Genomic DNA, 13,450 nt, shown 5'->3' with positions numbered 1-13,450 from the left:
CGCCCCGGATCTCCGGGACATTTCCCCCACACTGGCGCATGTGCTGCGCGGTCACAAAGTTACACGGCTGTCGTTCCGTGTGCGAGCCCGCCGGCTCAGGCGAACTCGCCACCCTGTTCGGCGGCGACCTTGGCCACCAGGGCCTTGACCTTCTGGGAATCCGACAGCGGCACCACCAGGGTGGCCCGGTCGGTGGCGACCACTGCCATCCGGTGCAATCCGGCGACCGCCATCACGGCGTGCGGGCGCTGATTCATCAGGAGGTTCCCGTCGGCATCCAGGCAGACCGTCATGCCGGTGTGCCAGTTACCCTCCCCGTCGCCGGGCAGATGAGGTGCCAGGCTCTCGAAGGACCCGACGTCGTACCACTGGATGTCCAGCGGCACCGCCACCACATGCGCCGGCGCCTCGCCTCTGGAGACCGGTTCCATCACCGAGAAGTCCACCGAGATCTTCTCCAGCTGCGGGTAGATCGTCGCGAGCCGTGCCGGTTCGGAGACCAGCTGGGCGACGCCGTGGCGCAGCTGGGGTCGCAGCACCTCCAGGACGTCCAGCAGGGTCTGGGCCCGCCACACGAACATCCCGGAGTTCCACCAGTACTCCCCCGAGCTGAGATAGCCACGGGCGGTGTCGGCATCGGGCTTCTCCGCGAACTCCCGCACCTCGCAGGCCCCCGGCAGCTCGACGCCGGTGGCCAGGGCACGGCCACGCCGCAGGTATCCGTATCCGGTGTTGGCCTCTGTCGGTACGACACCGAAGGTCACCAGGGCAGTGGGGTCCGTCTCGGCCAGTCCGAAGGCCGCCTCGAGGGAGGCGCGGAAGTCGGAGACCGGCCGGATGATGTGGTCGGCGGTGACGGTGGCGACAGTCGCCTCAGGGTCCCTGGCGGCCAGGACGGCGGCCGGCCAGGCCACTGCGGCCAAGGAGTCACGACCGACCGGCTCGCCGAGGATGTTGTCGGCGGGGATCTCCGGAAGTTGGCCGGCGACCGCGTCGGCGTAGTCGGCTCCGGTGCAGACCAGGATGTTCTCATCCGGTACCAGCCCCTGGATCCGCTCGTAGGACATTCGCAACAGGCTGAGCCCATCGATGAGTTCCAGCAGCTGCTTGGGCTCACCCTGCCGGGACAGCGGCCACAGCCGGGTGCCCGACCCACCTGCGATGATGAGGACGTGGCGCATGACCTCAGCCTAGCGGCAAGCAGGCCCCCCGCGGCACAATTCAGGCCATGGTGCAGCTCTCCCCCACTCCGGGGCCCCGACCCTCATACCCATCACCCCGCCCCGCCTCGGTCGCGGCTGATCCGGTGGCCCGGCTGGCAGAGCGACTGGAGGTCTCCGGGGCCGACCCATTGCTGACCTGGTACCACGACCGGGCCAGAGTCGAGCTCTCGGGCCGCACGGTGGGTTCCTGGCTGGCCAAGACCGTCCATCTGATGGCCGAGGAGGGCATCGGGGCCGGAGATCTGGTGTATCTGCCGGTACTGGCCGACAGACCCCTGCACTGGGTGAGCTGTTGCTGGCTGCTGGCCTGCTGGTGGTCGGGGGCCCGTCCCTCTGTGCGACCCGAGGATGCCGCCACCGCGGCTGTGGCGGTCAGCGGCCCGGACGCCTCGGGCACCGATCCGGCAGTTCCCCTGGTGCAGTGCTCGCTGGAACCGCTGGCCGGACCGTGCCGCCAGGCTGTTCCAGGCGCGATCGACTTCACCGAGGCGCTGGCGATGCCCGACGAGATGCCCGCCCCCACCCCTGCCCCGGCAACGGGGATCTGGTTGTGCGACCAGGTACCTCTGACCGGACAGCAGCTGGCGGAGCAGTCCCGAATCGACGAGGCCGTGATGGTCGATGCCGAGGGACTGGTCAGTGCCGGAGCGAGCCTGCGGACCCCCGCCGCCCGGATCGCTGAGCTGCTGGCCGGATGTCTGCTCGGGGCCGGATCGCTGGTGCTGGTGGAATCGCCTCCCGATGGCCTGAGCCTGGCCGGGTTGGCGGCTCAGGAGCACGCCCGGCCGGCATGAGGACTCGGGCCCGCGGCGGCCCGACTCACTCGATCAGCGGTGGCTGACCGGCGTCGTCGGCCTCCTGATGGTGCCTCTGCAGACCCCTCAGGAACCCCGCACCCCAGCAGATGTGCATGATCATCAGCACCAGGGGAAGCCGCCGGCGCACCTGGCGGGGCATCGGCCGGCGCATCGCGGCGCTGCCGACCACCATCGCCGACAGATATCCCAGCGGCAGTGCCCACCCACAGATCATCGAACGGCCCGGTCTGCCCTGGAGGATCCGGACCACGCCGAGAGTTCCGGCCGCGGTTCCCAGCACGCAGCCCACCACGGTCGACGGAGCTGCCAGATATCGAAGGCTCACCGAGTCGTGGTGCCGGCGCATCACCTCCCGACGCCACTGGCCGGTGCGGAAGAACTGACGAGACAGCTCCCCGACGGTGGAACGGGGGCGGTAGGTGACCTTGAGCCTGGGGCTGAACCAGATCTGACGGCCGGACTGGCGCAGCCGGTAGTTGAGCTCCCAGTCCTGGGCCCTGTCGAAGCTGACGTCGAATCCATCGACCGCCATCAGATCGGCTTTTCGGAAGACCCCGAGGAAGACGGTGTCCGCCGGCCCCTCGGGGGAGTCTCCCAGATGGAAGGAGGAGGAGCCGAGGCCGAGCCGGGAGGTGTAGGCCACCGCCACCGCCTGCTCGAAGGGGGTCTTGCCGCGGGCGTCCATCACTCCGCCGACATTGGCGGCCCCGGTGCGCTCCAGCAGCTCCACCGCGGTGGCGATGTACTCCGGCCCGAGCTCCCCGTGGGCATCGACCCGCACGATGATGTCGAACCGAGCTGCGGCCACCCCGATGTTGAGGGCCCTGGGTGTGGTGGACCACGGATTGGGCACCACCTTGACCCGGTCATCACTGGCCGCGATGGTCTCGGCGATGCGTTGGGTGGCGTCGCTGCTGGGGGCGACCACCAGGATGACCTCCATCTCACCTGGATAACCCTGGGCCAGGATTCCGTCGACCGAGGAGGCGAGGTATTTCTCCTCGTCGCGGACCGGCATGACGATGCTGACCGGTGGAGCGAACTGCGAGGGCATGGTGTCCATTCTGCCAGCATCGGCCCTGTGAGGCCGGGAGGCGCCGCCCGGGAGAACTACGGTTGGGCCATGGCCGATCCCCGAGACGAACAATCCCGCCAGAGTGACCTGGACTGGCTCTACGGCAGTGACCAGCCGAGCCCGGGCACCTCCGGCTCCTCACGAGCTGGGCAGTCGGCCTCCCAGCCTCCCCCGCCGGTGGATCCCGATGGCCATCCCCTCAGGCCGGTCAGCTACTCATACGACTCCGGGGTCCCGCCACGGTCCCAGCAGCGCGGATCCGCCCAGAAGATCTCCCCGAGGGCCGCCTCTCGCGGGGTGCCACCGCCGGCTGCGCCCCCTCGGGTCGCCAGGTCCGGCGGCCGCCGACCACGACGTCACCGAGCCTGGCGGCTGGTCCGCGCCCCGCTGATCGCCTGGCTGATCTGGCTGCTGGTCGTGCCAGCCATCGCGCTGGTGCGGTCCAGCACGGTCGACGCCACCCCGGAGGGTGACCGTCCAGCCTCCCAGCCGGGGACCGCCACCTTGATGATCGGCACCGACCAGCGTGACAACCTCACCCCCGAGGAGCAGAAGAAGCTCGGCACCGGGACCGAGGCCGGCGCACGCACCGACACCATGCTGATCCTATACACCCCGCCCAAGGGCGGCTCGGTGCTCATCTCACTGCCGCGCGACTCCTATGTCGCGATCCCCGGCCACGGCCACAACAAACTCAATGCCGCCTACGCGATCGGCGGCCCGAAGCTGCTGATGCAGACCGTCGAGCAGGCCACCGGACTGCGGATGGATGGATACATCGAGGTCGGCTTCGCCGGCTTCGTCGACATGGTGGACGCCGTCGGCGGGGTCCAGGTGTGCCTCGACAAGGCAATGGTCGACAAGGACTCCCACACCAATCTGCCGGCCGGTTGTCAGCGGCTCGACGGTATCCAGGCTCTGGGATACGTCCGGATGAGAAAGGCCGACCCGCTGGGAGACCTGGGCCGGGTCAAGCGCCAGCAACAGGTCACCGCCGCGGTCGCCAGGAAGGTGATGAGCCCCTGGACCGTCATCAACCCGATCCGTTACTGGCGGGTCAACATGGCGGCCGCCGAGTCCTTCACGCGGGGCACCGACACCTCGCTGTGGACTGCGGCCAGGACGATGATCGGCCTGCACCGGGCCACCGGCAGTGACGGCATCAGGATCACGGTGCCGATCGCACAGGCCAATGCCTCCACCGCGGCCGGCTCCTCGGTGCTGTGGGACAAGGCCAAGGCGCGAGCCCTCTTCGAGGCGCTCGCCGAGGGCGACACCTCGGTGGCCGAGCAGTACGCCCGCTGAGGTCGGGGCCTCAGCCCTGGCCGAACTGGCGGACCCTCTCCCCCTTGGCCTGGGCGCCCGCCCGCAGATCCTCCTGGAAGGCCAGCATCCTCTCGGTGAGAGCCGGATCACCGGCTGCCAGGATGCGCACCGCCAGCAGTCCGGCGTTCCTGGCATTGCCGATGCCCACGGTGGCCACCGGAACCCCGCCTGGCATCTGGACGATCGACAGCAGCGAGTCCATCCCCTCCAGGTGTGCCAGCGGCACCGGCACCCCGATCACCGGCAGCGGGGTCAGCGCCGCCAGCATGCCGGGCAGGTGGGCGGCACCGCCGGCGCCGGCGATGATCACCTGGATCCCCCGCTCGTGGGCGGCCCGGCCGAACTCCACCATCTGCTCAGGCATCCGGTGGGCCGAGACGACGTCGGCCTCGAAGACCACGCCGAAATCCTTGAGCACCGCCGCCGCGGGCTCCATCGTCGGCCAGTCGGAATCCGAACCCATCACGATCGAGACCCGGGGCGTCACGACCTGCTCGTCGGCCACCCGACGAGCCCTGGTACGCGGCTCGGACTTGGTGCGCCGGGGCGACTTCTTGGTGTCAGGCATTGTCTCTTCCCATCAGGTATCCGGCGGCATCGCGGGCACGTCGCTGCACATCGGCGACATCGGAGCCCAGGCAGGTGACATGGCCCACCTTTCGCCCCGGCCGCACCTGCTTGCCGTAGAGCTCCACATGGAGGCTGCGGTCCCTGGCGAAGCAATGCTGCAGGGCGCCGGTGAGATCCTGCACCGAACCGCCCAGCACATTGTCCATCACCACCACCGGAGCGGTCAGTGAGGGATCTCCCAACGGCAGGTCCAGGACGGCACGAATATGGTTGGCGAACTGGCTGGTCCGCGAGCCGTGGATCGTCCAGTGCCCGGTGTTGTGGGGGCGCATCGCCAACTCGTTGATGACCACCGACCCGTCGGCCCGCTCCATCAGCTCCACCGCCATCACGCCCACCACTCCCAGCCGGCCGGCGATGTCCAGAGCCATCTGCTGGATCTCGCACTGACGCTCGTCACTCATCCCCGGTGCCGGGGTGGTGGTCTCCACGCAGATGCCGTCGCGCTGGATCGTCTCGGAGACCGGGTAGGCCACCGCCTGGCCCGAGGGCGAGCGCACCACGATGGCCGACAGCTCACGGGTGAAGTCGACGAACTCCTCGGCGAGGATCTGGATCGGCTGGTCGCCGTCGGCCAGCCCTCCCATCGCATCGAAGGGTTCGGCGACCTCGTCGGGGCCGTTGACCTTCCAGACCCCCTTGCCGTCGTACCCTCCCCGGGAGGTCTTGGCGATCACCGGCCAGCCGTGCCTGTTGCCGAAGGCGACCAGCTTCTCGGGGCCGCCGCAGATCTCCCAGGCCGGGCAGGGCTGCCCGTCGGCTGCCGCCCTGGCCCGCATCACCGCCTTGTCCTGGGCGTGCACCAGGGCCTCGGCGCCAGGGCGCACCGCGATCCCCTCGGCCTCCATCTCGCGCAGGAAATCGGTGGGCACGTGCTCATGGTCGAAGGTGACCACATCGCAGTCCCGGCCGAAGGCCAGCACGGCGTCATGATCCAGGTGGGAGCCGATCTGTACATCGCCCATCACCTGAGCGGCCGACTCGTCGGGTGCATCGGCCAGCAGCCGGACGTCGACCCCCAGCGAGATGGCCGCCTGGTGCATCATCCGGGCCAACTGGCCACCGCCGATGATCCCCACCCTGTACTGACCCCGCGGATCGGCGCTGCGAGGCCTCTGGACGGACGTCGGGGCCAATGGCCTCGAGGCGACCGGGTTCGCAGGTTGACGCGGGGCACTGTCTGGGGTTGGGCTCACGGGGGCAATCTTATGGTCAACCCGCGACCGGGGCACCCTCAGCCGAGTCCGTGCCGGCCGGCCCCGGCGAGTCCGTAGTGGCAGAGGTTCGCTCCCACTGCGCAGGCCAGCATCACCACCGCCATCGAGACGGCGGCATCCGCCCCCAGCCCGACCAGCGGGGAGACGATCCCCGCGACCAGGAACTGCGCGGCACCCATCACCGCCGATCCGGCGCCGGCGGCGTGCGGAACCTGTGCGGCACCCAGTGCGGTGGTGTTGCCCAGTACCAGCCCCACCCCGAAGACCGAGAAGGCCAGCAGCCCCAGGGTGGGCCACAGTCGCGGTCCGGCGATCCCGTTGAGCAGCAGGCCGAGCGATCCGCAGACCGTCATCGCCATCCCCGACCGGGCGATCCGGACCAGCTCGTGGTTGCGGATCAGCCGGGAGTTGAGCAGCGAGGCCAGGATGACCATCACGGCATTGCCGGCGAAGGCCAACGAATAGGTCGAGGACCTCAGCCCGAGCTGCTTCTCCAGAACGAAGGGGGAGGCCGAGATGTAGCCGAACATCACTCCGAAGGTGATCGCCATCGACAGTGCATGACCCACGAAGACCCGGTCTCCGAGCACCTGGGCGAAGGAGGGCGCCAGCCTGGCCAGACCGGGCTCGGCGCGCCGCTCGGCGGGCAATGACTCGGGCACCAGGAGGACCGCGACCAGCACCATCGCCAGGTTGAATCCGGCCAGCACGACAAAGATCCCCCGCCAGCCGATCGGGCCGGCCAGCTGACCGCCGAGGATCGGTGCGACCACCGGCGCCAGGCCCTGGATGGCCATCATCACCGAGAAGGCGCGGGCGGCCTCACGGCCTCTGGCCAGGTCGGCGATGATCGCCCGCGACACCACCGGGCCGGTCCCCCCGGCGAATCCCATCGCCACCCGCAGCCCGATCAGCAGCCACACGGAGTCGACGAAGGCGGCCGCCAGGGAGGACAGCAGGAAGACCACCGAACCGCCGATCATCAGCCTTCTGCGGCCGTGCACATCCGACACCGGCCCGATCACCAGCTGACCGATCGCCATCCCGACCATGAAGGCGCTCAGGGTGAACTGGGCCAGCGAGGAGCTGGTGTGGAGCTCCCTGGTCATCCCCACCAGGGAGGGCAGGTACATGTCGGTGGCCAGCGAGCCCGCCGCCGACATCAGGGCCAGGCCCATCAGCAGACCGGCGGTCAGCACCGGGACCGGTCCCGCTGTGCGGATCAGAGCACCTCGACATCGAGCTGGTCGCGCAGCACCCCGGCGGCGGTGGGCGAGTTGCTGCTGGTGAACCGGCTCACCTGGGCGCCCTCACGCTCGCTGACGGCCTGGTCGAAGCGACCGTCGATGAAATGCACCGCGGCACCGTCATCGACGGCGTACCCGCTCGGCAGCACCCCCGAGGCGATGGCCTGGGCGTAGGCCGGCGGCCGGTCCGGTTCACCGTCGAAATGCGGGCAGAAGGAGCCCGGCAGCAGGCCCAGCCCGCCGCGCCAGGCCCTCAGGTCCCCGAAGGCGTCGGTGAGCGATCCGGCGAACCAGCAGGCGGCGCCGGCCGAGACCCCGGCCAGCACCACATCGGAGCCCCGGTTGACCATCTGCTTGATGACATGGTCGACGCCATGAGCCCGCCACAACGCCATCAGGTTCGCCGTCGACCCGCCGCCCGAGAGCACCACATCGGCCTGGCCCAGCCGGTCCACCGACTCGGCCGCGCCCTGCCACAGCGTCAGCACCATGGTCCGCACCCCCAGTGCGGAGTAGGCGGCCAGGAAACGGTTGATGTACACCGGGTCGTCGGCGGCTGCCGTGGGGGCGAAGCACACCAGGGGGGAGGACTTTCCCGACAGATCCAGGATGTAACGATCAAGTGCCGTCGGGGCGCCGCGGGTCGACATCGAGAAACCGCCGCCGCCCATGGCGAGGATATGGCTGGTCATGGGGTCAGTCTAGGGTCGATGCCCCTCGAGGTCCCGGTCAGCCGAGAGTTGGGGCCGGGCGCAGGTGCTGCACATCGGCGGCCGAGAAGGATCGGCGTCGTCCCTGCTCGTCGACCACGATCGAACCGTCCAGGTCGATGTCGGCCCCGATCCCGTCGACATGGGCCGGTCCACCGGCGGCCCGAGCCGGATCGAAGGTGAGACGCACCGGCGTCCCGATGGTGTCGCAGCGCTCCCGGTAGATGCCACGCACCGTCCCGGTCGCCAGCCAGACGCCGATCAGGCGGTCCAGCGCCAGCACCAGCTCGGCGGCCAGCCTCTCACGGTCGTCCGGCAGCCCGCACAGTGACATCGAGGTGGCCGTGGGCACCGGCAGCTGATCGGCGGCCATCCTCACATTGAGGCCCATCCCGATCACCGCGTGGGCGCCGGCAGGGCTGTCCACCCGCTCGGAGAGGATCCCGCACAGCTTCCCGCCGTGGTCGGTGTCGAGATCCAGCAGGACGTCATTGGGCCATTTGAGGGTGACCCGGTCACGCCCGATACCGGCCAGCCGTTCCACCGCCTCGGTGACCGCCAGTCCGGCGGCCATCGACAACCAGCCCCAGTCGCCGGCCAGTCGGGAGGCCGACACCGGCACCAGCACCGACATCAGCAGGGAGGTGCCGGCCGGGGCCTGCCAGGGCCGCGAGAATCGGCCGTGCCCGGCGTCCTGACGGTCGGCGATGAGCACCCGGTAACCGGTTCCGCCCTCCCGGACGTACCTCACCAGAGTGGCGTTGGTGGAGTCGGTCCGGGCGACACAGCTGATCCCTCCGGAACCGTGCCGGGTGAACCTGGTCTCGGCCCCGGTCAGAGCGGTGATCCGGGCGGCGTCAAGTGGGGGGGTGATGGGCACAGCCGGCAGCCTAGCCCGAGTGGAGCCCCGGCTCGGTGCCGTCCGCGGCGGCGATCCCGCAAAGCTGTGAGGTTCGTCACATGACACACCGACGCACACCGGTCGGCCGAACGGATAGTCTCCCCGGTATGGACATCGACATCCACACCACGGCCGGGAAGATCGCCGACCTGGGCCGTCGCATCGACGAGGCCGTCAACGCGGCCTCGCCCGCAGCCGTCGAGAAGCAGCACGCCGCCGGCAAGATGACCGCCCGGGAGCGAGTTCTGGCACTGCTGGACGAGGACTCCTTCTCCGAGCTCGATGAGTTCGCCCGGCATCGCTCGCACAACTTCGGGATGGATGGGCGCCGCCCCTACACCGACGGGGTCATCACGGGGATGGGTGCCATCCATGGCCGGCCGGTCTGCGTCTTCAGTCAGGACGTCACCATCTTCGGCGGATCCCTGGGCAAGGTCTACGGGGAGAAGATCTGCAAGATCATCGACTTCGCGGTCAAGACCGGCTGCCCGCTGATCGGGATCAACGAGGGCGGCGGGGCCCGGATCCAGGAGGGCGTCTCCTCGCTGGCGATGTACGGCGAGATCTTCCGGCGCAACACCCGGGCCTCCGGCGTCATCCCCCAGATCTCGGTCATCATGGGGGCCGCGGCCGGGGGGCACGTCTACTCCCCGGCGCTCACCGACTTCATCGTGATGGTCGACCAGACCTCCCAGATGTTCATCACCGGCCCGGCCGTGGTCCGGGAGGTCACCGGCGAGGACGTCTCCCTGGAGGAGCTGGGCGGGGCCCGCACCCACTCGGCGGTCTCGGGCAACTCCCACTACCTGGCCGCCGATGAGGCCGATGCCCTGGAATATGTCAGGGACCTCATCAGCTACCTGCCGCAGAACAATCTCGAGGACCCGCCGGTCTACGACGAGGGTGAGGTGGATCTCACCATCACCGACCACGACCGGGGCCTGGACACCCTGATCCCCGACTCACCGAACCAGCCCTATGACATGCACGAGGTGATCAACACCGTGCTGGACGAGGACACCTTCCTGGAGATCCACGAGCTCTTCGCACCCAATGTGCTGTGCGGTTTCGGCCGGATCGAGGGCCGGGCCATCGGGGTGGTCGCCAACCAGCCGCTGATCAATGCCGGCACCCTGGACATCAACGCCTCCGAGAAGGCGGCCCGGTTCGTGCGCACCTGCGACTCCTTCAACATCCCGGTGCTCACCTTCGTCGACACCCCGGGCTTCCTTCCCGGCGTCCAGCAGGAGCACCAGGGCATCATCCGGCACGGTGCCAAGCTGATCTACGCCTACGGTGAGGCCACCGTCCCGCTGCTGACCGTCATCACACGCAAGGCCTACGGCGGTGCCTACATCGTGATGGGCTCCAAGACCCTGGGCGCCGACATCAACCTGGCCTGGCCCACCGCCCAGGTCGCGGTGATGGGAGCCGACGGGGCGGTCAACATCCTGCACCGCAAGGACCTGGCCAATGCCGAGGACCCCGCCGCGATGCGCCACGAGCTGGTCGACGAGTACGAGACGACGATGTCGAACCCCTACGTGGCCGCCGAGTCGGGTTACATCGACCAGGTGATCCATCCTCACGAGACCCGCGGGACGGTGATCCGCACCCTGCGGCTGCTGAGATCCAAGCGTGAGGCACTGCCTCCCAAGAAGCACGGGAACATTCCGCTGTGAGCGCCGTCACGAGGCCCGGGGAGGAGCCGGACACCCAGACCATCCAGGTGACCCGGGGCCATCTGACCGATGAGGAGCTCGGCGCCCTGGTCGCCGTACTCGCCGTGGCCACCCGGCCCGGGCCCGCCCCCTACGTCCCCGAGGACCGGCCCGCGGCCTTCGGCTGGAAATCCTACTGGCGTCCTATCAGGGAGCCCTTCATGCCCGGGCACGCCGCCTGGCAGGGATCCCTGCGTCGGTACTGATCCGCCCACCACCGATGGGGAGGTTCTGATGGACTCACCGAGGGGCAGCAGTTACCGGTTCGTGCTGGCCTCCAGATCTCCGGCCCGGTTGGCCACCCTGCGGTCCGCCGGGATCGACCCGGAGGTCCGGGTCTCGGGAGCCGATGAGACCCGCAGACCCGGGGAGCCGGCCACCGAGCTCACCGCACGGCTGGCGCGACTGAAGGCCGACAGCGTGGTGGGGGCGCTGGAGATCACCGGACCGACCATCGTGGTGGCCTGCGACTCGGTGCTGGACCTGGATGGCCGGGTGCTCGGCAAACCCCACACCGCGGAGACGGCGATGCAGTGGTGGTACCGGCTACGTGGCCGCAGCGGGGTGATGGTCACCGGCCACCACATCCTTCTCATCGGGGGGTCCGGCAGCCAGCAGGCCACCCGGGTCGGCCAGACCACCGTGACCTTCGCCGACCTCACCGACCGCGAGGTGCGAAGCTATGCCGAGACCGGGGAGCCGCAGCGGGTCGCCGGAGCTTTCACCCTGGACGGCTTCGGCGGCGCCTTCATCACCCGGATCGATGGCGACCCGCACAATGTCAGCGGGATCTCGTTGCCGCTGGTCCGCCAGATGCTGCTGGACCTCGGGGTGGCCTGGGACAGCTTGTGGAGGGTGTGATCCGTTGTGCTCGGGATCAGTTGTGCTCAGGGTCTGCGCAGGGTGAGAGCTGCGACCTCCTGGGAGACGGTGAAGGCGCCCTGCCAGCCCTTGCCGGAGAACACCAGCGACTGGTTCGCGTCGTCACCGATGGTGTACCCGGCGGCCGGCAACCGGCGCCTGAGGAACTGGTAGGTCGATTCGCCCTGGAAGGAGTCGATCACCAGGGTGACGTTGTTGGGGTTGTCGACCTGCTCGGAGACGATGAGCCCCTCGGGGACCGGGAAGCCATCCGGCCCGTTCGCGATCCCGAGGGCCCGGAGGGTGACCGCGTCGGCAGCTGCTGAGGAGCCGGCCGGCACTGGGGCCGATGAGGCCGCGGTCGAGGACCCCGAGCTGACCGGGGACCCCGGGGCGCCGCACCCGGCCAGCGCACCGGTGGCCACCAGCACGACAGCAGCGGCCGCCACTCGCCCCGACCTGCCGGTGCCCCCGGAGCTCACTGAGCCACCGGCTCGCGCCAGATCGGACAGGACATGCAGCGCGGGCCGCCACGGCCCGAGCCGAGCTCGGAGCCGGGAATGGTGAGGACCTCGATGCCGGCATCCTCGAGATGGGCATTGGTGCGGGTGTTGCGGTCGTAGCCGATCACCAGGCGCCGGTCCAGGGCCAGCGTGTTGTTGCCGTCGTCCCACTGCTCGCGCTCTGCGGTCACCGGGTCCAGGGCGGTGTCGATGACCCTCAGCCGGTCGATCTCCATCGCCTCGGCAGCGGCCTTCACGAAGGGCTTCGGCTGGTCGACCCGGATCTCGTCGCCGTCGGGAGTCATCGCCAGGGCCTGCAGGGAGTCGGCCACCGGCGGGTACATCACCACCGCATCGGTGTCGACCATGGTGCAGATGGTGTCCAGGTGCATGGTGGCCCGTTGCTGGTTGATCGGCACGGCCAGCACCACCTTCGCCTCGCCCAGCTCGAAGGCCATCCGGGCCAGCCGCTGGGCCCCGGCGGGGGTGGTGCGCTCCCCCACTCCCACCGCCATCACCGAGTCGGCCAGATGCACCACGTCACCACCCTCCAGGTTCTCCTGACGCCAGCCGTAGCAGGGGGTGTGCGCAGCGAATCTGGGGTGCTGGTCGTAGATCAGCTCGGTGAGCGTGGTCTCTCGGCGCCTGGCAGGCATCGTCAGCGAGGTGACGGCCGGATGGCGGCCCACCCAGACACTCGAGTCGCGGGTGAACAGCAGATTCGGGATCGGTGCGATGACGAACTCCTCGGGGGCCAGCAGGGCGGTCACCAGGCTGCGCGGAGCGGCCGGCTCCAGGCGTGACAGCTCCCCATTGGACAGCCCGGCCATCAGCACCTCGGCCAGACCCTCGCTGGACAGCTCGGCCAACCGGACCCGCAGGTAGCCGCGCACCTCGTCGCCCAGTCGAAGGCTCGACAATGCGTCGTGGATCGCCCGGGAGCGGGCCGCCGGGTTCTCCAGCACCTCCTCCAGCAGGTCGCCCAGCAGCAGCACCTCGACCCCGTGGTCGACGAGCAGCTGGGCGAAGTAGTCGTGGTCGCGCTGCGCCTGGTCCACCCACGGCAGTCCGTCGAAGAGCAGGGCGTCGGAGTTGCGAGGGGTCAGACGTCGCAACTCGTTTCCAGGCCGATGAAGCATCACGGTGCGCAGTCGGCCGACCTCCGAGTTCACCTGACAGGGTGTGATGTCCATGCGCCGAGGTTATCGCCCTGGCGCC

At 69.4% G+C, this 13,450-nt stretch carries 14 protein-coding genes; 5 read left to right on the top strand and 9 right to left on the bottom strand.

Going from position 1 to position 13,450, the window contains the following annotated elements:
- Nucleotides 1-95 precede the first annotated feature (95 nt).
- Nucleotides 96-1,181, bottom strand: a complete 1,086-nt coding sequence (locus G554_RS0111255) for a mannose-1-phosphate guanylyltransferase (protein ID WP_027587969.1) — start codon at nt 1,179-1,181, stop codon at nt 96-98.
- 47 nt (nt 1,182-1,228) lie between these two features.
- Between G554_RS0111255 and G554_RS0111250 the strand changes: the two genes are divergently transcribed.
- On the top strand, nt 1,229-2,017 hold the full coding sequence (locus tag G554_RS0111250; protein ID WP_154654265.1) for a TIGR03089 family protein: 789 nt from the start codon (nt 1,229-1,231) through the stop codon (nt 2,015-2,017).
- 25 nt (nt 2,018-2,042) lie between these two features.
- Here the strand turns inward: G554_RS0111250 and G554_RS16035 are convergent, their stop codons facing one another.
- A complete protein-coding gene (locus G554_RS16035) occupies nt 2,043-3,095 on the bottom strand; it encodes a glycosyltransferase family 2 protein (RefSeq protein ID WP_036925612.1) in 1,053 nt (350 codons plus the stop codon).
- A gap of 69 nt (nt 3,096-3,164) precedes the next feature.
- Here G554_RS16035 and G554_RS0111240 point away from each other — a divergent pair, with 69 nt between their 5' ends.
- Nucleotides 3,165-4,421 carry an LCP family protein gene (locus G554_RS0111240; protein ID WP_084648493.1) on the top strand — a complete coding sequence of 419 codons (1,257 nt, stop codon included), beginning with the start codon at nt 3,165-3,167 and terminating at the stop codon, nt 4,419-4,421.
- Nucleotides 4,422-4,431: 10 nt separating this feature from the next.
- Here G554_RS0111240 and purE read toward each other — a convergent pair whose 3' ends face one another.
- From purE to G554_RS0111215, 5 genes are all read right to left on the bottom strand, one after another.
- Nucleotides 4,432-5,010 carry a 5-(carboxyamino)imidazole ribonucleotide mutase gene (gene purE, locus G554_RS0111235; RefSeq protein WP_027587966.1) on the bottom strand — a complete coding sequence of 193 codons (579 nt, stop codon included), beginning with the start codon at nt 5,008-5,010 and terminating at the stop codon, nt 4,432-4,434.
- A complete protein-coding gene (locus G554_RS0111230) occupies nt 5,003-6,208 on the bottom strand; it encodes a 5-(carboxyamino)imidazole ribonucleotide synthase (protein WP_154654272.1) in 1,206 nt (401 codons plus the stop codon). The genes purE and G554_RS0111230 overlap by 8 nt, the downstream gene beginning before the upstream one ends.
- Nucleotides 6,209-6,306: 98 nt before the next feature.
- Nucleotides 6,307-7,488: a multidrug effflux MFS transporter gene (locus G554_RS0111225; RefSeq protein WP_245570033.1), complete on the bottom strand. Its 1,182-nt coding sequence runs from the start codon at nt 7,486-7,488 to the stop codon at nt 6,307-6,309.
- Between the two features lie 23 nt (nt 7,489-7,511).
- Nucleotides 7,512-8,228 (bottom strand): Type 1 glutamine amidotransferase-like domain-containing protein, encoded by a 717-nt coding sequence (locus G554_RS0111220; protein ID WP_027587963.1) that lies wholly within the window; start codon nt 8,226-8,228, stop codon nt 7,512-7,514.
- Between the two features lie 37 nt (nt 8,229-8,265).
- Complete coding sequence (locus G554_RS0111215) at nt 8,266-9,039, bottom strand: biotin--[acetyl-CoA-carboxylase] ligase (protein WP_281167968.1); 774 nt, start codon at nt 9,037-9,039, stop codon at nt 8,266-8,268.
- 215 nt (nt 9,040-9,254) lie between these two features.
- Between G554_RS0111215 and G554_RS0111210 the strand changes: the two genes are divergently transcribed.
- From G554_RS0111210 to G554_RS0111200, 3 genes are read left to right on the top strand one after another with little or no spacing between them, the layout of a single operon-like run.
- Nucleotides 9,255-10,829 (top strand): acyl-CoA carboxylase subunit beta, encoded by a 1,575-nt coding sequence (locus tag G554_RS0111210; RefSeq protein ID WP_027587961.1) that lies wholly within the window; start codon nt 9,255-9,257, stop codon nt 10,827-10,829.
- A gap of 41 nt (nt 10,830-10,870) precedes the next feature.
- Nucleotides 10,871-11,074, top strand: coding sequence for an acyl-CoA carboxylase subunit epsilon (locus G554_RS0111205; RefSeq protein ID WP_027587960.1), 204 nt, complete (start codon nt 10,871-10,873; stop codon nt 11,072-11,074).
- Nucleotides 11,075-11,102: 28 nt separating this feature from the next.
- Nucleotides 11,103-11,729 carry a Maf family protein gene (locus G554_RS0111200; RefSeq protein WP_084648492.1) on the top strand — a complete coding sequence of 209 codons (627 nt, stop codon included), beginning with the start codon at nt 11,103-11,105 and terminating at the stop codon, nt 11,727-11,729.
- A gap of 26 nt (nt 11,730-11,755) precedes the next feature.
- Here G554_RS0111200 and G554_RS0111195 read toward each other — a convergent pair whose 3' ends face one another.
- Together G554_RS0111195 and G554_RS0111190 are read right to left on the bottom strand one after the other, a co-directional pair.
- Nucleotides 11,756-12,211, bottom strand: a complete 456-nt coding sequence (locus tag G554_RS0111195; RefSeq protein WP_036925399.1) for a hypothetical protein — start codon at nt 12,209-12,211, stop codon at nt 11,756-11,758.
- Complete coding sequence (locus tag G554_RS0111190) at nt 12,208-13,425, bottom strand: arginine deiminase (RefSeq protein ID WP_027587957.1); 1,218 nt, start codon at nt 13,423-13,425, stop codon at nt 12,208-12,210. The genes G554_RS0111195 and G554_RS0111190 overlap by 4 nt, the downstream gene beginning before the upstream one ends.
- Nucleotides 13,426-13,450 lie beyond the last annotated feature (25 nt).

Origin of the sequence: Acidipropionibacterium thoenii DSM 20276 (assembly GCF_000423445.1) — a bacterium.
In the GTDB taxonomy this organism is placed as follows: Bacteria; Actinomycetota; Actinomycetes; order Propionibacteriales; family Propionibacteriaceae; genus Acidipropionibacterium; species Acidipropionibacterium thoenii.
Note: the sequence above shows the minus strand (reverse complement) of the source record. Positions and strands in the feature narration are given on the sequence as shown.